The sequence below is a fragment of the Streptococcus himalayensis genome, from assembly GCF_001708305.1.
GTDB classification, from domain to species: Bacteria; Bacillota; Bacilli; order Lactobacillales; family Streptococcaceae; genus Streptococcus; species Streptococcus himalayensis.
Genome location: NZ_CP016953.1, coordinates 1,021,498 through 1,043,678, shown reverse-complemented (window position 1 = coordinate 1,043,678; position 22,181 = coordinate 1,021,498). Strand labels below are relative to the sequence as shown.

At 41.4% G+C, this 22,181-nt stretch carries 18 protein-coding genes and 1 other RNA gene; 4 read left to right on the top strand and 15 right to left on the bottom strand.

What is annotated here, in order from left to right:
* Position 1: 1 nt before the first annotated feature.
* The 4 genes from BFM96_RS04945 to BFM96_RS04930 form a co-directional block, all read right to left on the bottom strand.
* Positions 2–1,165, bottom strand: coding sequence for a THUMP domain-containing class I SAM-dependent RNA methyltransferase (locus tag BFM96_RS04945; RefSeq protein ID WP_068991095.1), 1,164 nt, complete (start codon positions 1,163–1,165; stop codon positions 2–4).
* Between the two features lie 110 nt (positions 1,166–1,275).
* An RNA gene (rnpB, locus tag BFM96_RS04940) (RNase P RNA component class B) lies at positions 1,276–1,640 on the bottom strand.
* Positions 1,641–1,669: 29 nt separating this feature from the next.
* Positions 1,670–2,002 (bottom strand): cell division regulator GpsB, encoded by a 333-nt coding sequence (gene gpsB / locus BFM96_RS04935; RefSeq protein ID WP_068991091.1) that lies wholly within the window; start codon positions 2,000–2,002, stop codon positions 1,670–1,672.
* A 75-nt stretch (positions 2,003–2,077) separates the two neighbouring features.
* Entirely contained in the window at positions 2,078–2,599 is a 522-nt protein-coding gene (locus BFM96_RS04930) for a DUF1273 domain-containing protein (protein WP_068991088.1), read from the bottom strand.
* Positions 2,600–2,666: 67 nt separating this feature from the next.
* Between BFM96_RS04930 and recU the strand changes: the two genes are divergently transcribed.
* Together recU and pbp1a are read left to right on the top strand one after the other, a co-directional pair.
* A complete protein-coding gene (gene recU / locus BFM96_RS04925) occupies positions 2,667–3,269 on the top strand; it encodes a Holliday junction resolvase RecU (protein WP_068991087.1) in 603 nt (200 codons plus the stop codon).
* Positions 3,262–5,418, top strand: a complete 2,157-nt coding sequence (pbp1a, locus tag BFM96_RS04920; RefSeq protein WP_068994193.1) for a penicillin-binding protein PBP1A — start codon at positions 3,262–3,264, stop codon at positions 5,416–5,418. Before recU ends, pbp1a begins: the two co-directional genes overlap by 8 nt.
* 728 nt (positions 5,419–6,146) lie before the next feature.
* On the opposite strand, the gene BFM96_RS04915 is transcribed toward pbp1a, so the two are convergent.
* The 6 genes from BFM96_RS04915 to BFM96_RS04890 form a co-directional block, all read right to left on the bottom strand.
* Positions 6,147–7,895, bottom strand: coding sequence for an ABC transporter ATP-binding protein (locus BFM96_RS04915; protein ID WP_068991084.1), 1,749 nt, complete (start codon positions 7,893–7,895; stop codon positions 6,147–6,149).
* On the bottom strand, positions 7,885–9,651 hold the full coding sequence (locus BFM96_RS04910) for an ABC transporter ATP-binding protein (protein WP_068991081.1): 1,767 nt from the start codon (positions 9,649–9,651) through the stop codon (positions 7,885–7,887). Before BFM96_RS04910 ends, BFM96_RS04915 begins: the two co-directional genes overlap by 11 nt.
* Entirely contained in the window at positions 9,648–10,100 is a 453-nt protein-coding gene (locus BFM96_RS04905; RefSeq protein ID WP_068991078.1) for a MarR family winged helix-turn-helix transcriptional regulator, read from the bottom strand. Before BFM96_RS04905 ends, BFM96_RS04910 begins: the two co-directional genes overlap by 4 nt.
* Positions 10,101–10,322: 222 nt before the next feature.
* Positions 10,323–10,733: a peptide deformylase gene (locus BFM96_RS04900; RefSeq protein WP_068991075.1), complete on the bottom strand. Its 411-nt coding sequence runs from the start codon at positions 10,731–10,733 to the stop codon at positions 10,323–10,325.
* 72 nt (positions 10,734–10,805) lie between these two features.
* Positions 10,806–11,711: a fructokinase ScrK gene (scrK, locus tag BFM96_RS04895; RefSeq protein WP_068991071.1), complete on the bottom strand. Its 906-nt coding sequence runs from the start codon at positions 11,709–11,711 to the stop codon at positions 10,806–10,808.
* A 117-nt stretch (positions 11,712–11,828) separates the two neighbouring features.
* A complete protein-coding gene (locus BFM96_RS04890) occupies positions 11,829–13,724 on the bottom strand; it encodes a sucrose-specific PTS transporter subunit IIBC (RefSeq protein ID WP_068991068.1) in 1,896 nt (631 codons plus the stop codon).
* Between the two features lie 198 nt (positions 13,725–13,922).
* On the opposite strand from BFM96_RS04890, the gene BFM96_RS04885 reads away from it, so the two are divergent.
* Both BFM96_RS04885 and BFM96_RS04880 read left to right on the top strand, forming a co-directional pair.
* A complete protein-coding gene (locus tag BFM96_RS04885) occupies positions 13,923–15,377 on the top strand; it encodes a sucrose-6-phosphate hydrolase (RefSeq protein WP_068991065.1) in 1,455 nt (484 codons plus the stop codon).
* Positions 15,358–16,323: a LacI family DNA-binding transcriptional regulator gene (locus BFM96_RS04880; RefSeq protein WP_068991062.1), complete on the top strand. Its 966-nt coding sequence runs from the start codon at positions 15,358–15,360 to the stop codon at positions 16,321–16,323. The genes BFM96_RS04885 and BFM96_RS04880 overlap by 20 nt, the downstream gene beginning before the upstream one ends.
* A gap of 205 nt (positions 16,324–16,528) precedes the next feature.
* On the opposite strand, the gene BFM96_RS10825 is transcribed toward BFM96_RS04880, so the two are convergent.
* The 5 genes from BFM96_RS10825 to BFM96_RS04850 form a co-directional block, all read right to left on the bottom strand.
* A protein-coding gene (locus tag BFM96_RS10825; protein ID WP_145939709.1) for an IS630 family transposase occupies positions 16,529–17,576 on the bottom strand; the annotation gives its coding sequence in 2 pieces (ribosomal slippage) (positions 16,529–17,137 and positions 17,139–17,576; 1,047 coding nt in all).
* A 133-nt stretch (positions 17,577–17,709) separates the two neighbouring features.
* Complete coding sequence (locus BFM96_RS04865) at positions 17,710–18,633, bottom strand: ATP-binding cassette domain-containing protein (RefSeq protein ID WP_068991060.1); 924 nt, start codon at positions 18,631–18,633, stop codon at positions 17,710–17,712.
* A gap of 10 nt (positions 18,634–18,643) precedes the next feature.
* The gene (locus tag BFM96_RS04860; RefSeq protein WP_068991057.1) at positions 18,644–19,711 is read right to left on the bottom strand and encodes an ABC transporter ATP-binding protein; all 1,068 of its coding nucleotides are present in this window, start codon (positions 19,709–19,711) and stop codon (positions 18,644–18,646) included.
* A gap of 8 nt (positions 19,712–19,719) precedes the next feature.
* A complete protein-coding gene (gene oppC / locus BFM96_RS04855) occupies positions 19,720–20,646 on the bottom strand; it encodes an oligopeptide ABC transporter permease OppC (protein ID WP_068991054.1) in 927 nt (308 codons plus the stop codon).
* On the bottom strand, positions 20,646–22,142 hold the full coding sequence (locus BFM96_RS04850) for an ABC transporter permease (RefSeq protein ID WP_068991047.1): 1,497 nt from the start codon (positions 22,140–22,142) through the stop codon (positions 20,646–20,648). Before BFM96_RS04850 ends, oppC begins: the two co-directional genes overlap by 1 nt.
* Positions 22,143–22,181 lie beyond the last annotated feature (39 nt).

Below are 22,181 nucleotides of genomic sequence, written 5' to 3'. Positions count from 1 at the left end.
CTTATCCTTTCTCTTTAATTGGCCGCTTAACACGCTCTCCAAAATATTGATACAAATCAACCTTGAGTGTACCATTATAAAGTTTTCGTTTTTTGTCTGCCTTTTGGCCATATTTTTCTTCGAATAGTTCGTCACTCGTCAACACAAACTTACTCCATGTTTTCAAAGGAGCAAAGATCTGTCCCATTTCTTGATAAAGTCGCGTCACCTCTTTATCATCTAGCAAGCGTTCTCCGTACGGCGGATTTGAAATCACAACGCCGTTAATTTTCTCTGTTTTCCAATCCTGCAAACGCATTTGTTTAAAGGAAACGACATCCTCAACACCTGCTGCACGAGCATTTTGCCATGCAATCTCAACCATTCGAGCATCAATATCTGACCCTACTATATCTAAGTCTATATCTGACTTTCTGGCACTTCTTGCTTCATCTTTGAGTGAAGAAAAAAGCTTCCCATCTACCCATGGCCATTCCTCAAAGGCAAAACTACGAGATAGGCCTGGTGCTATATTCAAGGCCATCATCGCAGCCTCAATGCAAAAGGTTCCAGAACCGCAGGTCGGATCCATCAGTGGTTTATCTGGATACCAGTTGGACAGCAGCAAAATCGCTGCAGCCATATTTTCTTTAATAGGAGCTCCACCTTTTTCTGTCCGATAGCCACGTTTGAAGAGGCTAGAACCTGTCGTATCAATCATCACCGTTGCTACATCCTTTAAGATAGAAACTTCAATCTTAAATTCTGGACCATGTTCCATCAGAGGTACACCTTCTGGTCTTGCATAGTGCTTTTGCAATTTTTTCACCACTGCTTTTTTAGAAATGGCTTGCACACTGGGTTCGTTATGAAGTTTAGAGCGGACACATTTGGCCTTTGCAATGGGAAATTTTGCTCCTAGAGGAAGATAATGTTCCCAATCAAGAGCAAACACTCCTTGAAACAATTCCTCAAACGTCTTGGCTGGAAAAGTGCCAACCACAATTTTTATCCGATCTGCCGACCGTAGCCAGAGATTGGTCACAATCATTTCCTTGACACCACCTTCAAACCGAACACGACCGTTTTCGATTTGACAGTCAATCCCAAGCTCTCTTATTTCACGTCCAACAACAGCCTCTAGACCAGCTGCAGCCGTTGCTAGCATTTCAAATTTATTTTTCATTTTAGCCTCAATATATAAAAGGGAGAAAACAATCTCTTTTCTTCTCTCCCTTTTTCATTTCATAAAAAGGAGAGCTGCGACAAGTCCCAGCCCCCAACCTATGCACAATTTTCTATAAGCCATGTTTTGTTCCAGAAATGACTAGGTACCATTTCCTTCGATAATCATCTGTCTACTGTTTCCAGTCAGAATGCTACGTTCGTCTTCCATGCATTCCATGCCCCGACCAAAGTTTGGGTTGCTAGCTTGAGGGGTTTACCGCGTTCCACTTTTTGCGTTTCCACAAAAACTCCGTCACTGTGGCACTTTCAGATCTACTTGAGCCTATCAAATGACTTAGCTCTTTCAATCGCCGTAACGATTTCTCGTCCCTAGGCTTATGTCTTCGCCTAGCACAAACACTACTGGCATCACAGCCAGTGCTAGCATGGACTTTCCTCATGGGAAGGAAGCTCCCATGCGATTATCCAAAAATTGTACGTTTTTTAATTGATGAGTAAATTTTTAAAATTCACTATTTAAAATCTGTTTGCCAAACACTTCTTTTTCCAAACGATTCAAGCGTTTTAAAATATCAAAATTGGTCATACTCGTTGTTCCCTGAAGCGGGTCAACGATCGGTACAACGGGGCTTGGCTCTGAGCTTGGTGTTTCAGATAATTCTGCCTTTAAGCGAGCATTCTCTTCACGCAATTCTTTAACCAAAGCAGCATAAGTCTCGTAATCCTTGATTACATCGTCTAAAAACTCATCCACTTCGACCTTATTATAGCCTCTAACACCAACTTTAAAGTCCTGATCAAAAATATCCTTTGCTGTGAAAATAATACTTGCCATTTGTCTCTCCATTCTCGTTCAATACTTCCATTATATAAAAAAACAAGAACAAAAATCAAGGTTAAACTCTTAAATTTAGGAAAAATTTTCCGCAAGGTCATTTAAATCATCAAATGTTAATTTTTTAATGAAATAATCCTCTTGTTCTTTCATCACTGTTAGTAAATATTTCAGATTTGTTTCTCGCTCTTCGTCATAAAATAGATAGGCACCATCCGTATTATGGATCAAAAATTGGTTGTACTCTCGAAATTGACTCGGATTTTCATAGCGTGGATAAGCAGATTTCACAAAATCTACCTGCCTAAACAAAGATAATTTTGCTTGATTGGCTTCATTCCAATTTTCTCCTTGATTTTCAAAGATAAAAATGGTTGCAATTTGAAAATCATACTCTTTTTGCAAGTCTTTGGCAATCTCCAAGCACCACACTTCAAAACCTAGATTGCCTGTAAAAATCAACCATTCTACCCCTTCTTCTAAAAACTTCTTCAAGTCTCGTTCGATGGCTTTTTTGATAATCTTTACTTGCGGGACCTTTTCATCAAAGATTCCTAAGTCAAAAGCCCGGTAGCCACTTATCAAGATACTAGACATTTATTTCTCCATTTCTTCCTCTTTTATGATATAATAGAGTGATGTTATTGTACCAATAAGGAGGTCCATGGTCAACTATCCACATAAAATTCGTCCACAGATTCAAAAACATACTTCTCAAACAAAGGCGGTTGATTTCGCGAATCGTGGGATGTCTTTTGAAAAAATGATAAACGAAACCAACCAATATTACCTAAGTAGGGGGCTCGCTGTCATCCATAAAAAACCGACACCGATACAAATCGTGCGGGTGGATTATCCACAACGAAGTCGTGCTAAGATTGTCGAAGCCTACTTTCGTCAAGCCTCTACAACAGACTATTCGGGGGTTTATCAAGGACACTACATTGACTTTGAAGCAAAAGAGACTAGACAAAAGCACTCCATGCCTATGAAAAATTTCCATGTCCATCAAATTGAGCACATGGAACAGGTTTTAGCCCAAAAAGGCATTTGTTTCGTTCTACTTCATTTTTCTAGTTTGAAAGAAACCTATCTCTTACCTGCTTCTTATTTGATAGCATTTTTCAAGATTGATCAAGGAGGAAAATCCATGCCCTTGACCTATATCCAAGAACACGGCTACTTGATTGCTCCGGCTGCTTTTCCAAGCATCCCTTATCTTGACATTATTAAAGAAAATTTACTAGGTGGTAAACATGATTCATAAACAATCGATACTAACTGGCTTGAAATTGGCCATTTCTGGCTTAATAGCCTTATTTATGGTTGGATTTGTTATCGGCGGCCTTCTCTTCCTCTTTTATGCGGTCAAAGCTCCGACCTTGTCAGAAAGTAAGTTGATTGCTACAACATCCAGCAAGATTTACGATAGTGATGACCAATTGATTGCGGACTTAGGCGCTGAAAAACGGGTGAATGCTGCCACAAACGAGATTCCAACAGATTTGGTTCACGCTATTGTAGCCATCGAAGACCATCGTTTCTTTGACCATCGTGGACTGGACTCTGTGCGTATCTTTGGTTCTATCATTAACAACCTCAAAAAAGGTGGCTTACAAGGGGGCTCTACCCTCACCCAGCAGTTGATTAAGTTGACCTATTTCTCAACGTCAACAGCAGACCAAACCATTTCCCGAAAAGCTCAGGAAGCTTGGCTTGCCATGCAGCTAGAAAGAAAAGCGACCAAGCAAGAAATTTTGACTTATTACATCAATAAAGTCTATATGTCAAATGGAAACTACGGTATGCAAACAGCTGCACAGGCCTACTACCAAAAAGACTTGAAAGACCTCAGTCTTCCCCAGCTTGCACTTCTTGCTGGAATGCCCCAAGCTCCAAACCAATACGACCCTTATACACAGCCAGAAGCCGCTCAAACTCGCCGAAATTTGGTACTAGGGGAAATGTATGAACTCAAATACATAAATGCTGAACAGTATGAACAAGCCATCAATACGCCTGTAACTGACGGCCTTCAGCCTCTACAAACAGCCACTTCCTATCCAGCTTATATGGACAACTATTTAAAAGAAGTGATTAACCAGGTTGAAGAAGAAACAGGTTACAATCTCTTAACTACTGGTATGGAGGTGTATACCAACGTCAACAGCGAAGCACAAGAGCGTCTCTGGAATATCTACAATACTTACGATTACGTAGCCTATCCAGATGATGAAATGCAGGTCGCTTCTACCGTTATTGACGTAACGAACGGAAAAGTCATCGCCCAACTCGGTGCTAGAAACCAAGCAACCAACGTTTCCTTCGGGACCAACCAAGCTGTTGAAACCAACCGTGACTTTGGTTCAACCATGAAACCTATCACTGACTATGGACCGGCGTTAGAACATGGCGTTTACGACTCCACAGCCGCTTATATCAACGATGCACCATATAACTATCCAGGGACTAAAACTCCTGTCTACAACTGGGATCACCGCTATTTCGGAAATATCACTATGCAACTAGCTATCCAAGAATCCCGAAATATTCCAGCCGTTAAGACACTAGCCGATGTTGGATTGGATAAATCCCTTAAATTCCTCAATAAACTGGGAATTGATTACCCATCTATGGTTTATGCCAATGCCATTTCAAGCAACACAACCGAATCAAACCGTAAATACGGTGCTAGCAGCGAGAAAATGGCAGCTGCCTATGCAGCCTTTGCTAATGGTGGAATCTACTATAAACCTCAATATGTTCATAAAATCATCTTTAGCGATGGCACATCAAAAGATTTTACAGACTCTGGAACTCGTGCCATGAAAGAAACGACTGCCTACATGATGACGGACATGTTGAAAACCGTTCTCTATGCTGGTACAGGGACAAGAGCTAGCATCGCAGGCGTTTTCCAAGCAGGAAAAACGGGAACATCCAATTATTCTGATAGCGACCTTCCTAATCTCACAAAAAATTACAGCTATTCTTCTATTGTAACTCCTGACGAATCCTTCGTTGGCTATACTTCTCAATACTCAATGGCTGTATGGACAGGTTACTCCAATCGTCTAACCCCTGTCTTAGATGACGGGCTTAGAGTAGCAACAGATGTGTATAGAGCGATGATGAGCTATCTATCTGCCGGAGGAACCTACGATTGGGAAATGCCAGCTGGCCTCTATCGCAGTGGTTCCTATGTGTTCCTAAACAATGCTAGGACAAATTATAATACCTATACAACCTACCCTAGCTATTCTCAGGAAATCGAAGAAAGCAGTACAGAAGCAAGTACTTCTAACTCCTCTGAAAAAACAGAGGAGACTACAACTTCTTCCACTGAAACAAAAGAAACAGAAACTACTTCAAACGATAGAATTGTCGTCCGTCCACGAGAGACTGAGGAAGAATAACAATTTCTATAATGAAAATTGATTAACAGAAAACCCCATCAGAAGACATTACCTAACAATAATGCTTTCTGATGGGGTTATTGTCTTGGGTCGCTAGGCATCCTTATCACTCTAATACTCTCTAACATGATTTGAAGCAGGCACCATACTTCCTATTTGTAATAGATAGTAGACTTGTTTAGAAACCTTCACTTTCAAAATATAAGCAGTTCAGAGACCTACGGTTTAAAATTAGCAAATCGAGTTGCCGAACAAGTCTAGTATAAAACTTTCAAATCCCCTCTGTTTATACTCATGTAATTTCAAAAATAGCCATTTGATTGTACCGACCTCTCTATTGTTAGATTTTAATCTAACTTTTGTGGGTCACATCAGATGTACGGATATTTATTTTTGCTTAAAAATGAAACGGTTTAAATAAGTCAAATAGGGTGATTTTTAGCAGATGAAAAGTACAGGCATCAAAAATAGCTCGTTTGCGTTTGAACCATCTAAGCAAGTCGCAAAAATGCTAACCTTGATGTTGGATGAGTATTACATATCCAAAATAGAGTATGCTTTGCTATCCCTAAGAAAAAGAGTTAAACCTAACGTTCCTAGAACTAGTGGCTTAACTCTTTTATTGTTGAATTATCAAACTGCTACGCTCCAAATTTAATAGCAAAAGTAGCATCAGTTTCTAAATCTAGTTCGCTTTCTATTCTAAAGAGCAGTTTGACCGAAAGGTTCTACTCCTCGACAAACTGGCTGTTGTAAAGGTTGGCATAGAATCCATTTTGTGCCATCAGAGCATCATGATTGCCTTGTTCAATGATATTGCCGTCTTTCATGACTAAGATGAGATCCGCATTTCGGATAGTGGATAGACGGTGAGCGATGACAAAGGACGTACGGCCTTCCATCAGTTTATCCATTGCCTTCTGAATCAATTCCTCTGTCCGTGTATCAACAGAGCTGGTTGCCTCATCAAGGATCAGAAGGGGAGCATTTTTCAACAAGGCACGTGCAATGGTTAGCAACTGTTTTTGCCCAACAGATAAGGTTACCGTATCATCTAGCAGGGTATCGTAGCCTTTCGGCAAGGTCATGATAAAATGGTGAACTCCGACTGCTTTGGCTGCTTCGATAACCGCTTCATCTGAAACATGGCTTTGGTTGTAAATCAGATTTTCCTTAATCGTTCCCTCAAAGAGCCAGGTATCTTGCAAGACCATACTAAAGGCATCATGAACTTCAGAACGTTTCATATTTTTGGTATCAATCCCGTCAATCAAAATACGGCCTTGATCAATGTCATAGAACTTCATCAAGAGATTGACAATGGTCGTCTTTCCAGCTCCTGTTGGTCCCACAATGGCAATTTTTTGCCCAGCCTTAGCTGTTGCGGAGAAGTCATGGATAATGGTCTTATCAGCAGAATAGCCAAACGAAACGTGCTCAAATGTGACATCGCCTTTTACTGCCCTGAGCTGTTGTCCCTTATAACTGTCCACCTCCATTTCAGGCTCACCCAAGAATTCAAACACACGACCCATCGCAGCGCTAGCTGATTGTAAGACTGTCAAACCTTGGGCAATCTGAGAAAGAGGCTGAGAGAAAATCCGGACATAGACCATAAAGGCCACAATCGTTCCCATGGTTGCATGACCATTTAGTGTCAAGGCTGCTCCTGTTACCACAACCATGACATAACCAAAGTTCCCAATAAACATCATCATGGGCATCATAATCCCAGAAATAAACTGAGATTTCCACATGCTGCCGTAGAGTGCTTGGTTGAGCATTTCAAACTGCCCTTTTACAGTACGACCCGCATGATAGCTAGCAACCACCGAATGTCCAGAGTACATTTCTTCTACATAGCCATTTACATTAGCAAGATTGGTCTGCTGACTTTTGAAGAAGCCCTTTGCACGCCCCATGATAATACCAACAAAGACAAAGCCAAACAAGACAGAAGCAATGGTGACAAAGGATAAGGTCACATTGGTTTTAAACATCATAATGAGGGCTGCTACCAAGAGAATACTAGAAGAAAGAACCGTCCCCAAACTTTGGTTGAGGGATTGGCTAGCCGTATCCACATCATTGGTGACACGAGATAAGGTATCCCCTTGCGAATGACTATCAAAATAACGGAGAGGAAGCTTATTGATTTTTTCTGCAATCGCCGTCCGCAACCGTTTTGAAAAATGCTGAACAATTGTTGAAATGGTAAAGGCTTGAGCGTAGTTAACCACCGCTCCAATTCCGTACAAAATAGCTAGGGTCATTGCAATTTCTGACACCTTATCCGTATCAATTCCCGTCATCAAGCCCTTGGTAATCAAGTCTGTAATCTCGCTAAGTTTATCAGGACCAATTACCGTGATAATGCTTGAGATAATCGCTCCAATCACCGCAACGACAAAAGGAACTTGGAATCCTTTGGTATAGGGCTTCATCTGGTTCAATAAAGAAGTTTGTTTATTTTCCATTTTCCAATTCCTCCTTCGATAATTGTGAGTAAGCAATTTCTTGATACACTTCGTTCTGTGCAAGTAATTCTTTATGGGTTCCTTGACCGACTACTTTTCCGTTGTCAAGCACCAAGATTTGATCCGCATCCATAATCGTTGAAATCCGCTGTGCAACAATCAACTTGGTCATACCAGCAGTACGCTTTGCGAGTTCCTCCCGAAGAGTACGATCCGTCCGATAGTCCAGTGCTGAGAAGGAGTCATCAAAAATCAAGATTTCAGGCTTACGAGCAAGGGCACGAGCAATAGCTAAGCGCTGACGCTGACCACCTGAGAAATTGCTTCCAGACTGGGCAACGTGGGAAGAAAGACCATCTTCTTTTTCCTCAACAAAGCTTTTGGCCTGTGCCAAATCCAAGGCCTCCCAAATCGCTTGATCACTGAGTGGACTTTCCTTGCTTTCCCCAAAGTCGATATTACTACGGATATCCCCTGAGAATAAAACAGCTTTTTGCGGAATATAGCCGACTTTGGCATGCAAATCCGCCTCACTGTAGTCTCTCACATCAACGCCGTCGAGCAGAATCCGCCCCTCACTCGCATCATAAAAACGTGGAAGCAGATTGACTAAGGTTGATTTTCCAGAACCTGTTGAGCCAATGAAGGCCACCGTATCACCTGCTTTGGCGGTAAAGTTAATCTGCTCAATAACCGCCTCTGACGTATCAGAATAGCGGAAGGTTACATTTTCAAAGACAATTTGGTCTACATTTTCTTGTCCCACTTGCGACACTTGAGGCGAAGTAATGGAAGATGTCAACTCCAAGACCTCGTTAATCCGCTTGGTCGATACCAAGACACGAGGCAAAATGATAAACAAGGCACTCATCATCATAAAGCCCATGACAACCTGCATGGCATAGGACATAAAAACGACCATATCGCTAAAAATAGGCAATTTGTCCATCAACTCTGCTTCATTGATAAGATAGGCTCCAATCCAATAAATAGCCAAACTCAAGCCACTCGAAATTGTCATCATAACAGGTTGCATGAGAGCCATCATTCGACTGACAAATAGATTGATCCCTGTCAACTCCTGATTTGCTTGAGCAAATTTTTCATTCTGATAGGCTTCAGCATTGTAAGCACGGACAACCCGAATACCAGATAAACTTTCGCGAGTAATACTATTGAGCTTATCCGTTAATCTTTGAACGATTGTCTGCTTGGGAAAAGCGAGAGTAACAAGCGAGACCATCATGATAAGATTGATCAAAACTGCCACAAGCACTGCCCACAACCAATGATTGGATTTCCCAACAATCTTGCTCAAGGCCCAAATCGCCATAATCGGCCCACGAGTCGCCACCTGCAAGCCCATGGTAAATAGAAGCTGAATCTGGGTAAGGTCATTCGTTGTCCGTGTCAGTAAACTAGGAATGCTAAACCGCTTGATTTCTGCATCTGAATAATCCAAGACACGGTGGAAAATATCCTTCCGCAAACGGGTTGTAAATCCTGCTGCTAAACGCGAAGCCATAAAGCCCACCATGACTGAACTGGCAAAGCTAGCCAAGGACAAACCCAACATTTTTAAGCCCGGTTCCCAGAGGTCCGAAGTAGTCGTATCTGGTAATTGCAAAAGTTTGGTGATTTCTGACATATAGCTCGGCACTTCTAATTCCAACCAGACGGTCAAGCACACAAAAGCAATACTGGCCAAAATCATCAACCACTCTTTTCTATTTAAGCGTTTAAATAGTTTACTCATTCTTTCTCCTTTTGTTCAATCTTCTCTAAGTTTTGATGGAGTTGTCGAATGACTTTAGAGAGAATTTGTAAATCTTCTTCTGCAATTCCTTCGACCAACTGTTTGCGCAACTCCGCCCAAAAATCTCCCATACGCTTACTTTTTTCTCGAGCTGAATCCGACAGCCGTACAATTTTCTTTCGCTTATCAATCGTTGACGGCTCGACAACGACAAAGCCGTTTTTCTCCATACGCTTGATGAGATTACTAGCTACAGATTTTGAAATCTTCATCTTTTGTTCAATATCCTTGATAAAGATTTCCTCTTGGTCATGCAGGGCCAAATAATGCAAGACATGCCCTTGCGGTCCAGCTAATAGATTCATATCATATTCCTTAGCAAGGGTATGAAAAACCGTCCCCATTTTATGAGACAGTTGCTTAAACTCCTGAAGTGGATCTGTTGTCATGGTCATCTTCCTTTCCAAATTCGTTATCATGAGAACAATTTTAGCACTTTCAATAGAAAAGTCAAGAAAAAAGTTCTTATGAGAACGATTTCAGACACAAAAGAAACGAGACAGAATTCTGTACATCTAAAAAAACGCATAGAGTCAAGTTTTCCAAATCCTTGATTCCATGCGCTTTTTGGTGGCTGCTAGTTACAAGTCAACTCTTTGCCTAGACCTGTTTTAAATCAAAATTCCTTCTAAATGATCCAGCTCATGCTGACAAATTTGTGCTGGAAAATCGGTCAGGGTTATTTCCTGTTTCTGCCAATGACGGTCATAGTAAGCCACCACAATTTCCCGATAGCGTGTGGTAGTACGCGTACCCGCCAAGGACAAACAGCCTTCCTCTGCCTGATAAGGCCCTTTTTTATCCTTGAGAACAGGATTAAATAAGACTAAAGGGAATAGACCCAAACGGATGACAATGACCCGTTTTTGAACGCCAATCATATTGGCCGCAAGTCCTACACACGCATCTTTATGTGCCTCCAAAGTATCCACCAAGTCATTTGCCAGCGTGAGATCTGCCTGTGTCGCTGGTTGAGAGATTTGTTGCAAAAATAGAGGATCTTTCACAATCGGACGAATCATTTTTCTTCCTTTCTATACAATAAAATAGAGAGAAAACTCGCATGAAGAATACTCCTTCATACGAGAATTTTCTTATTTCTTATCGGCGAGTTTGTCTGCCACTTCTTTTGCAAGGACAAAGTTTCCAAGTGTCGCTGAACCATTGCCAGCCACAGCTGGAGTGACAATATAATCGTGCACATCTGGCACTGGCAAATACCCCTTCAAAAGAGAGGTAAATTTTTCACGAACACGATGTAACATGTGCTCCTGTGCCATGACACCACCACCAAAAACAATGACATCTGGTCGGAAAGTTACTGTTGCTTGAATGGCTGCCTGAGCGATGTAATAAGCTTGAATATCCCAAACAGAACTATTAAGCTCAATATTCTCTCCACGAATTCCTGTACGAGCTTCTAAGCTTGGTCCAGCAGCTAAGCCCTCCAAGCAGCCGTTATGGAAGGGACAAACACCGTTAAATTCCTTTTCCACATCCATCGGATGTTTGGCAACGTAGTAGTGGCCCATTTCTGGGTGACCGACACCTCCGACAAAGGTTCCTCGCTGAATGGCACCAGCTCCAATCCCTGTTCCAATCGTATAATAGACAAGATTGTCCACATGTGATCCCTTACGCTTACGAGCAATTACTTCCCCATAAGCAGAGCTATTCACATCTGTGGTAAAGTAAATCGGCACATTCAAGGCCTTTCGCAAGGCACCGACAATGTCCACATTTGCCCAGTGAGGTTTTGGGGTTGTCGTGATGTAGCCATAAGTCGTCGAATTGGGATCGATGTCAATCGGTCCAAAGGAGCCCACTGCAAGACCCGCTAAATTTTCAAATCGTGAGAAAAACTCAACCGTTTTATCCAACGTTTCATAAGGAGTCGTTGTTGGAAATTGCGTTTTCTCCACTAATTCAAACTGTTCATCACCAACGGCACAAACAAATTTTGTACCCCCAGCTTCCAAACTTCCATATAATTTTGTCATGATGATCCTCTTTTTTGTTTTTCAATCATTATAGCATAGATAGAAAGAGCCGTACAAGCTTTTTCTACAAGATACAAAAGAGAGGAGGAGGGTTTGCCTCCACTCTCTTCTCATCTATTATTTTTTCACTTCGATAATGGCATCGCCTTTTGCTAGGCTACCTTCCGCTACTGGTGTTACAGAAGCATAATCTGCAGTATTGGTTACGATGACCATCGTAGTATCATCGAGACCTGCTGCTGCAATTTTAGCAGCATCAAACGTTCCAAGCACATCACCGGCTTTTACTGTAGCGCCTTGTGCAACTTTTTGGTCAAATCCTTCCCCATTCATCGAAACTGTATCAATTCCGACGTGGATGAGAATTTCAGCACCACTTGCTGTTTTCAAGCCATAAGCATGACCTGTTTGGAATGCAATTGTCACTTCTGCATCTGCTGGTGCATAGACTACACCTTCAGTTGGCTTGATAGCAATTCCTTTCCCCATTGCTCCACTTGAGAAGACTGGGTCATTAACAGTTTCAAGTGCCACTGCTTGACCAACGATTGGAGCTTGAATAGTCTCATCAGCTAGAGTTGGTGCTGTTGTTTCTTCAGTCGCAACTACTTTTTCTTCTACTTTTTGAGCAGGAGCTTCTTCATCTTCAAATCCGAACATGTAAGTAAGCGTGAAACCTGCTACGAATGATACCGCAACCATCAAGATGTAAGAGAAGAGTTGTCCGTTCACGTAAAGGAGAGTACCTGGAATAATTGTAATCCCAAATCCAGTACCTGCAAGTCCTAGAAGGGAAGCAACCGCTCCACCGATTGCACCTGCAATCAATGAAAGGAAGAATGGTTTACGGAAGCGTAAGTTGACACCAAAGATAGCTGGCTCTGTAATTCCCAAGAATGCTGCAAGAGCTGCTGGGAAAGCAAGAGCTTTCAATTTAGGATTTTTTGTTTTCACACCAACTGCGATGGTTGCCGCACCTTGTGCTGTCATAGCCGCAGTGATAATGGCATTAAATGGGTTTGCTCCGGTATTTGCCACCAATTGAGATTCCAATAAGTTAAAGATATGGTGAACACCTGATACCACGATTACTTGGTGAACGCCCCCAATCAAAAGACCTGGAAGACCAAATGGAAGAGCAAGAAGAGCATTTGTCGCAGCTAAAATGTAGTTTTCAACCACGTGGAAGACTGGACCAATGACAAACAACCCAAGAATAGACATCACAAGGAGAGTCACAAATGGTGTTACCAAGAGGTCAAGTACTTCTGGGACATACTTGCGGACAAATTTCTCAAATTTAGCACCAACAATACCGATAATGAAGGCTGGAAGAACAGAACCTTGCAAACCAACGACTGGAATAAAGCCAAAGAATTGCATTGGCGTCACATCCCCACCTGAAGCTACTGCCCAAGCGTTTGGTAAAGAACCAGAGATGAGCATCATTCCAAGTACGATACCGATGGTTTGGTTTCCACCAAATACACGGAAGGTTGACCATACCACAAGGGCTGGAAGGACGATAAAGGCTGTATCTGTTAAAATTTGAGTATAGGTGATAAAGTCAGGGTTATACTCGGCTATACCAAAGAAGGACATAATCGCTTCTTGTGTCAACAAGCCACGGAAGCCCATGAACAAACCAGTTGCTACGATTGCTGGAATGATTGGAACAAAGACGTCACCAAATGTACGAATGGCACGTTGGAAGGCATTTCCTTGCTTAGCAGCTTCTGCTTTCATCTCATCTTTTGAAGAAGTTGGCAAACCAAGTGCTACGACTTCATCATAGATCTTATTTACAATACCCGTACCAAAGATGATTTGGTATTGGCCTGAATTAAAGAAAGCACCTTGTACCTTCTCAATGTCTTCGACACGTGCTTTGTCGATTTTATTTTCATCTTTTACCATGACACGTAGACGAGTGGAACAGTGAGCTACACTGTTGACATTCTCACGTCCGCCCAAGGCTTCGATGACATTTTTTGCAATTTCAGTATTATTCATCTTGCAAAAATCTCCTTTTCATTTATTTTTGAAAATTTATGAAAGCGATTTTATCGCTCCTATGAATATTATTTTAACACGATTTCAAAATATGTCAAGCGTTTTGCAGAATTTTTATATTTTCTGATAAAAAAGTTGATTTTTTAGAGGGAAACGTTTACTATATAAGAGTGAATACAATCATCAGGAGGAACTATCGTGACTTGGACAACTGAGAAGCGCTATCGTCGCTACGAAGACTGGACAAAAGAAGAATGCCAGAACATTAAAGAAACTATTGCATCCTCTCCTTGGAGAGCTACTTATCATGTGGAACCAGAAACAGGGCTCTTAAATGATCCCAACGGTTTTTCTTATTTTGACGGAAAATGGGTCGTTTTCTACCAAAACTTTCCCTTTGGAGCTGCACATGGCTTAAAATCATGGGTACAGCTAGAAAGTGAGGATTTGGTGCACTTTACCCCTACGGGTGTTAAAGTCCTTCCTGATACAGATCTGGATAGCCATGGAGCCTATTCTGGCTCTGCTATGCAGTTTGGAGATAAGCTATTTTTATTTTACACAGGAAATGTCCGCGATGAAAACTGGATTCGCCATCCTTACCAAATCGGGGCCCTCCTTGACAAACAGGGAAATCTTACAAAAATCGATAAAGTGCTAATCGAGCAACCTGAGGAAGCAACCGACCATTTCCGTGATCCTCAGATTTTTACCTATCACGATCAATACTACACCATCGTAGGTGGACAAACGAAGGACAAAAAAGGCTACATTAAACTCTACAAAGCAGTCGATAATGACTATAGCAACTGGGAAGTTGTTGGCGATTTGAACTTTGAAAATGACAATACCGCCTATATGATGGAATGTCCAAATCTCGTATTTATCGATGAACAGCCTGTTCTCCTCTATTGCCCACAAGGCTTAGCAAAAGATGTGTACCAATATGATAATATCTATCCAAACATGTACAAAATAGGTCAATCGTTTGACACAGATTCTGCAACAATGGTCAATCCTGGTCCCCTCCTCAATCTCGACTACGGCTTTGAATGCTATGCTACGCAGGCCTTTAACGCACCAGATGGACGAGCCCTTGCTGTCAGCTGGCTTGGACTGCCAGATGTAGAATATCCTTCTGACCGTTTTAATCACCAAGGAACCTTCTCACTCGTTAAGGAATTAACTTTAAAAGACGGAAAACTCTATCAATATCCTGTAGCTGCCATCACCGACTTACGCAGTCACAAAGAAGAATTAGCCGATAAATGCCAGACAAATAATACCTACGAACTTGAATTGGAAATCCCAGCTAATGAGCAGACCGAACTGATTTTATTTGCTGATCAAGATGGAAAAGGATTGCAGGTCTTATTTGACACTGAAAATGGCTTGGTGAGCCTAGACCGCAGTCAGGCTGGTGAGCAATACGCTCTTGATTTTGGGACAAAACGGACTTGCCCTATTGACAATCAGTCTATAAATGTTAATATATTTATTGATAAGTCAGTATTTGAATTATTCATCAATAAAGGAGAAAAGGTATTCTCCGGTCGCGTCTTCCCAAATCAGGATCAAACAGGTATCCTGCTCAAACAGGGCAATCCGACTGGACATTACTATGAATTAGAATATGGTCGCAAAACTAACTGATGTCGCTGAACTAGCCGGAGTCAGCCCGACAACGGTCTCTCGTGTCATCAACCAAAAAGGATATTTATCCGAAAAAACAATTCACAAAGTCAAAGAAGCCATGAGAGAATTAGGATATAAACCCAATAATCTTGCTCGTAGCTTACAGGGAAAATCCGCCAAACTTATCGGTCTGATTTTCCCCAATATTCGACATATTTTTTATGCAGAATTGATTGATAAACTGGAGCATGAACTCTTCAAACACGGCTATAAAACCATTATTTGTAACAGTGAGCATGACTCTACCAAAGAGCGAGAATATATCGAAATGTTGGAAGCCAATCAAGTCGATGGCATCATTTCTGGTAGCCATAATCTAGGAATTTCCGATTATGACAGGGTTACAGCACCGATTATTTCTTTTGATAGAAATTTATCGCCTTCGATCCCTGTCGTATCCTCAGATAACTACGCAGGTGGTGTCTTAGCAGCCGAAACTCTTGCCAAGTCTGGTGCTAAAAAAATTGCCATGATCACTGGAAATGATAATTCGAACTCCCCTACTGGACTTCGGCATGCTGGTTTTGCTTCTGTCTTACCAAATGCTCCGATTATTAATGTTTCTAGCGATTTTTCTCCAATTCGCAAGGAAATGGAAATCAAGACCATCTTAACCCAAGAAAAGCCAGACGCGATTTTTGCATCGGATGACTTAACCGCTATTCTAGTCAGCAAAGTTGCCCAGGAGTTAGGAATTGCTATTCCCCAAGAACTCAAGATTATCGGCTATGATGGGACTTATTTTATCGAAACCTACTATCCCCAGCTTGCGACCATCAAGCAACCCCTCAAGGACATCGCCTGCCTGCTGGTAGACTTGCTCTTGCAAAAAATAGAGGGAAAGGAAGTTTCAACTCGAGGCTATTTTCTCCCCGTTAGTTTATTACCAGGAAAAAGCATTTAATTTAAAAACTTGACAACACTCTTTAAAGAAAAACCACATAAAATACACCCTGTTAGTTGTCTCAAACCGACGAGAGTGAGGGCAAACTTAAGGGGACGATCGGTGTTGACAGGATTTCAACCTCCATTTCTGTTTTCTAATGACAGTCTAATGGAGGTTGAATTTTTTTAGGCTCTTTGTCAACTGTAGTGGGTAGATGTTATACTCATTTAACATCAAAATCTGAAAAGAGCCAATTTCTGTGAACAATGGGTTTTAACACAGACCAATGCAGACATTGAATCACCTCTTGCAGCTTGTTAATGACATCGTCTAGCGTCTTAAAGGCCTTATTCTTGAAACCTCTCTTACGAATCTCAGCCCAGACTTGTTCAATGGGATTCATCTCAGGCGTATAAGGTGGAATGAACTCAAAGCCAATGTTGGTAGGTTTCTCTAACGTCCGTGATTTATGCCATACGGCGTTATCCATCACGAGTAAGATATAGTCATTAGGGTAGGCTTGGGACAGTTGTCTTAAAAATTCATTCATCCAATCGGTGTTACATCCCCCAGCAATGATAAAGAAAGATTCCCCTGTATGGGCATCGACAGCTCCATAGCAGTAGCGATATTCTCGAATATAGTGGCTGTGAACATGAGGTCGTACTCCTTTTGGCACCCAAGACTTCCCAATTTTACTAATCCGTCCGAATCCTGCTTCATCTTGATACATGAGTCTGACCTTCTGGTAACGTCTACTATTCTTAAAGCGCTTTCTCGTCTTCTTGAAGGTAGATTTTATTTTTAGACGCCAAAATCGTTTTGGCATCTGCCTTTTTAGGGTGTTCAGGTCTTGGTGTTACTTTGCGCCAACCGTGACGCTTCAACAGTGCATAAAACCCTTCTCGCGTCGTTTGTTTCCCAATTTTAGTTTGGTAAGCCTCGTGCATTTCTGCAATAGTGACAAATTGTCCTGAAGCACTACCAACAAACTGTTCTTCTAAGAATGTTTTTTCTTCTTCGTAAGTAAGATAAGAACGATGACGCCCCCCTCGTGCATCATGGGTAAGGGCAGAGAGGCCTTCTTGTTCATATTTTTTCACCAAACGCCAAATCGTATCATGAGATAAACCGATTAAGTCAGAAATGGCCTTGTAGGTAAACTTTTGAGAGCGTAAATAGACCGCTTGAATCCGTTTGTGATAGGCAGAGAGGTGTTTAGCCTTGAGAGCTGATTTGAGTTCTGTGATTTGTTCTTGTGTAGCGTTCATATGACTATTATACATCAGAATTTGATTTTTGTTAAGTATTAGCTGACATCTACCCACTACAGTTGACAAAGAGCCTTTTATTCCTTATAAAACAATAGACCGTCCCTTCACAGGATGGTCTATCTGTATTCTTTTAAAATTCTTTTCTATATTTGGCAATCTCTGCTTGGTTTCCCCAAACAAAGTGTCCCGGACGAATTTCAACCATTTCTGGTTTGTCCGTTGTGTAATCATGCTGGTCTGGGTCATAGACTTTCAGCACTTTTTTACGCTCCAAGATTGGATCTGGAATTGGTACAGCCGATAAAAGCGACTGAGTATAAGGGTGAATTGGATTATTGAAGAGTTCCTCTGTCTCTGCCACTTCTACAATCACTCCTTTATAGATAACTGCAATTCGATCTGAAATGAAACGAACGACAGACAAATCATGAGCGATGAAGAGATAAGTCAAGCCCAATTCTCTTTGAAACTTCTTCAAAAGATTCAAAACTTGAGCACGGACAGACACGTCCAAGGCTGAGATAGGCTCATCTGCGATTACAAAGTCTGGGCGCATCACCAAGGCACGAGCAATCCCAATCCGCTGGCGTTGACCACCTGAAAATTCATGTGGATAACGAGTTAAATGCTCTGCCAACAAACCAACTTCTGTGATAATTTCCTTTACTTTTGCCTGACGCTCTTCCTCATCTTTAAAAAGATTAAAATTATGCAAACCTTCAGAGATAATATAGTCAATGGTAGCACGCTCATTCAGGCTTGCTGCAGGGTCTTGGAAAATCATCTGAATCTTCCGAATAACTTCTGCTGCTTCCTCTCTTGACTTCTTGCCATTGATCCGCTTCCCTTCGTAAAAGATATCTCCGGCACTCGTCTCATTTAAGCCAATAATGGCCCGACCAATAGTCGTTTTACCTGAACCTGATTCTCCTACAAGCGAGAAGGTTTCTCCCCTATTGATGAAGAAATTTGCATTTTTAACAGCTACAAACTTCTTGCTTCCTTCACCGAAGGAAATTTCCAAATCTTTAACTTCTACTAATTTTTCAGTCATTTCCTTCCTCCTAGAAATCAATCTGGGCAAAGCCCACTTTTGAGCGAATCTTCTCGTGCAAATCCTCAATGACAGATGGCTTGTGAACGGTAGGTGCATTTTCATGGAGCAACCAAGTCTTCGCCCAATGTGTATCTGAAACCTTGAAAATAGGTGGATGTTCTTCAAAATCAATCTGCATCGCATAATCAGAGCGAAGCGCAAAGGCATCCCCTTTTACCGGAGTATAAAGAGACGGCGGTGTTCCTGGAATGGAATACAATTCCCCTTTCTCATCCGCTAACTGCGGAAGGCTAGAGAGCAGACTCCAAGTATAAGGGTGACGTGGATCATAGAAAATCTCTTCGACCGTTCCATACTCCACGACCTCACCTGCATACATAACAGCCACCTTATCTGCAATACTTGCCACAACACCCAAGTCATGGGTGATAAAAATAGTCGTGAAATGATACTCTTGCTGCAAAGATTTCAACAGGTCAATAATCTGAGCTTGAATAGTTACATCCAAGGCCGTTGTCGGCTCATCACAAATTAAGACATCTGGACGGCAAGCCAAGGCAATCGCAATAACGATCCGTTGTCGCATCCCACCTGAATATTGGAAGGGATATTCGTCAAAACGTTTCTCAGCTTCAGGAATTCCGACCTTTTCCATATAATCTACTGCTAGTTCTTTAGCCTCTTTAGCTGATTTCCCTTGGTGCTTTTCAATTACTTCCGTAATCTGACTTCCGATTGTCTTAATCGGATCAAGACTCGTCATCGGATCTTGGAAGATCGTCGCAATCTTGCTTCCTCGAATATTCGCCCATTCTTTATGGCTTTTTAAGGCTGTCAAATCTTGCCCACGATAATCAATTGTTCCACTAGCCACTCGTCCATTTTCTTCGAGCATTCCTGTAAAGGTTTTGGTTAAAACAGATTTTCCTGAACCAGACTCTCCTACAAGAGCTAGGACCTCTCCCTCAATCAAGTCAAGGGAAACGCCACGAATAGCTGTCAACACTCTGTCACGAACGTCAAATTCCACGACAATATCGCGAGCAGTCAATATTACATTTTTTGAATTTGTCATATTTACTCCTATCTATGTGTACGTGGATCACTAGCATCCGCTAAGTTTTGCCCAACGATGAAAAGGGAAAGGGAAACCAAAATCAAAGTTGTTAATGGAATCCAGAACAAATAAGCATTGGTTGTCACGTTTTGTGAATAATCTGAAATCAAACGTCCCAAGCTTGGTACGGTAACAGGTAGCCCCAATCCAAAGAAGGACAGGAAGGCTTCGTAAGAAATGAAACTTGGAAGCATCTGTGACGTGACCGTCACAATAACAGAAATCAACTGAGGAAGGATATTCTTTGTGACGATTTTTATCGTTGGTGTTCCCAAAGTTTGACTGGCAAGGTTGTACTCTAGGTCTCGGTAGCGCAAAATTTGCACCCGAATAGAATAGGCAATCCCAATCCAACTTGTCACCGTCATCGCAAAAATCAAATTCCAGAAACCAGCCCCGATAGAGTAGGTCAAGACAATGATAATCAATAGAGAAGGAATGTTAGAAAGGACATTATACACTTCTAGCATAATCCGGTCAACGGACTTGGAAACACCCCAAATACCACCGACAAGAACCCCGATGACCATATTGATGACCGTTGCGATAATGGAAATTAAAATCGAATTTCTAGCTCCAAACCAAACACCATCAAATAAGGATTTCCCATTGCTGTCTGTCCCAAACCAATGCTCTGCATTAGGCTTGATGTAACGAGCACTGAAGTCATTTACCTTGCTGACATCGTTATAATCAAAATCAGAAAAAATAGGATATACAAAACTAATGACAACAATGGCAATCAAAATCCCTAGCATTAGGATTGTTGATTTTTTCTTCATAAACTGGCGCATCACCGATTTCCAATAGGAATAGGCTGGCGCATCAATGGTTTCAGAGGCAAAATCATCTCGTTTGACGAATGCAAACTTACTTTTATCAATCGTAGCCATTATTTACCTCCTTTAGATGTTAATTTAATACGTGGATCAATCACAACCATGAGCAAATCACCTAGTAACAAGGAGAAAATAGCCACTGATGTAAAGATAAAGACTAGACCAACAACCATGGAATTGTTGGCTGCCTTAACAGAGTCAATCAACATTTTACCCATACCAGGATAAGCAAAGACTGTCTCAGTCAAAGTCGCTCCACCGATAACTCCGATAATTGCCCCTGGAATTCCATTGACCACAGGAACCATCGCATTTTTGAAAATATGTTTATTAGAAATTTCTTGTTCAGACAAGCCTTTTGCTCGTGCAAAACGGACAAAATCTTGAGATTGCAAGTCAATCATATAACGACGAATCCAGATAGCTGTACCAGGAATATACAAAAGCCCTAAGATGACCGACGGCAAGACATAAGATTTCCAATTTCCTGCTCCCAAAATAGGGAAGGAGTCTGGCATACCCAATTTTGACCCAAGCAAACGAACAATATATACCAAAGCAATGGTTGGCAGAGCTAGTAAGAAGGTCAATGAAGCCGTTGAGATGCTATCAAACCATGTGTTTTTGAAGCGAGCCATATAAGAACCGAGTGGAATTGCTACAATATAAGAGAAAAGTAGACCAATCAAGCCGGCAATAGCAGAGCTGACAATCATTGATGGATATTGATAATTGCTTTCTGTCGCTGTGTAAGGGTCGTCTTTTCCATAGTTAGCAACCTCGCGAGAGTCTGCTTGACTTGGTGATTTATAGGTTCGTGAGTAAATATCGACAGAAGATGTTTTCTTCCCTGTTGGGAATTGAACCTCAGAAGCCTTTGTTTGACCTTGACCTTGCGTGATGACTTGCAACACAGGAATATTGGCATAAGTAGGGTAAGAATTTCCTAAATTTAGAGTGACAAAATTTTGATGAATATAAGGGAACTTGTTGTTCACATAGAGTAGATATTTATGCTTGGTTCCAGAACCGACAACTGACCAACCAATGGCTGGATCATTTTCCACGCGAATATAACGTTTCAAATCTGGATTGCTTTCATCTTTAATCACGTTTGGATGATCAATCTGCACAAGATTTGCATAAAAGTCAAATACCCTCTCTAGCGGTGGTACTTCACGAGTTGCATAAAATTGCTTGCTTTCTTTGAATTGTCCCAATTTCCAACCTTTACCGATTTTCTTAATGTAATCTTCATACATTTTTTTGTTTTCATCGGTTGCATCAACGGTGACAGATGGGTAATCCTTGCTGGCTTTTTCCTGCAATTCTTTTGTATCATAATAATCAATATAGCCCATTCGCTCATAAATGGTATTTTCGTAATTATCTCGCTTATCATCAGTCGTAGCAATCTTATTATAGTTAGGATCCTGCTTGAAAATGAGCTTTCTAGGAACCAAAGTATAAATGATAATATACGTTAGTGCCGTTACTAAAAAAATCGACACAATCGAGCGTAAGGTACGCATAAAAATATATTTTTTCATAGATCTTTCCTTTAATTTCAAAAGAACTTCCTCGGGTTA

Coding starts and splice junctions, on each gene's coding strand:
- BFM96_RS04945 (WP_068991095.1), bottom strand. CDS start 1,165: ATGAAAAATAAATTTGAAATGCTAGCAACGGCTGCAGCTGGTCTAGAG.
- gpsB (WP_068991091.1), bottom strand. CDS start 2,002: ATGGCAAGTATTATTTTCACAGCAAAGGATATTTTTGATCAGGACTTT.
- BFM96_RS04930 (WP_068991088.1), bottom strand. CDS start 2,599: ATGTCTAGTATCTTGATAAGTGGCTACCGGGCTTTTGACTTAGGAATC.
- recU (WP_068991087.1), top strand. CDS start 2,667: ATGGTCAACTATCCACATAAAATTCGTCCACAGATTCAAAAACATACT.
- BFM96_RS04915 (WP_068991084.1), bottom strand. CDS start 7,895: ATGGAAAATAAACAAACTTCTTTATTGAACCAGATGAAGCCCTATACC.
- BFM96_RS04910 (WP_068991081.1), bottom strand. CDS start 9,651: ATGAGTAAACTATTTAAACGCTTAAATAGAAAAGAGTGGTTGATGATT.
- BFM96_RS04905 (WP_068991078.1), bottom strand. CDS start 10,100: ATGACAACAGATCCACTTCAGGAGTTTAAGCAACTGTCTCATAAAATG.
- BFM96_RS04900 (WP_068991075.1), bottom strand. CDS start 10,733: ATGATTCGTCCGATTGTGAAAGATCCTCTATTTTTGCAACAAATCTCT.
- scrK (WP_068991071.1), bottom strand. CDS start 11,711: ATGACAAAATTATATGGAAGTTTGGAAGCTGGGGGTACAAAATTTGTT.
- BFM96_RS04890 (WP_068991068.1), bottom strand. CDS start 13,724: ATGAATAATACTGAAATTGCAAAAAATGTCATCGAAGCCTTGGGCGGA.
- BFM96_RS04880 (WP_068991062.1), top strand. CDS start 15,358: ATGGTCGCAAAACTAACTGATGTCGCTGAACTAGCCGGAGTCAGCCCG.
- BFM96_RS04865 (WP_068991060.1), bottom strand. CDS start 18,633: ATGACTGAAAAATTAGTAGAAGTTAAAGATTTGGAAATTTCCTTCGGT.
- BFM96_RS04860 (WP_068991057.1), bottom strand. CDS start 19,711: ATGACAAATTCAAAAAATGTAATATTGACTGCTCGCGATATTGTCGTG.
- oppC (WP_068991054.1), bottom strand. CDS start 20,646: ATGGCTACGATTGATAAAAGTAAGTTTGCATTCGTCAAACGAGATGAT.
- BFM96_RS04850 (WP_068991047.1), bottom strand. CDS start 22,142: ATGAAAAAATATATTTTTATGCGTACCTTACGCTCGATTGTGTCGATT.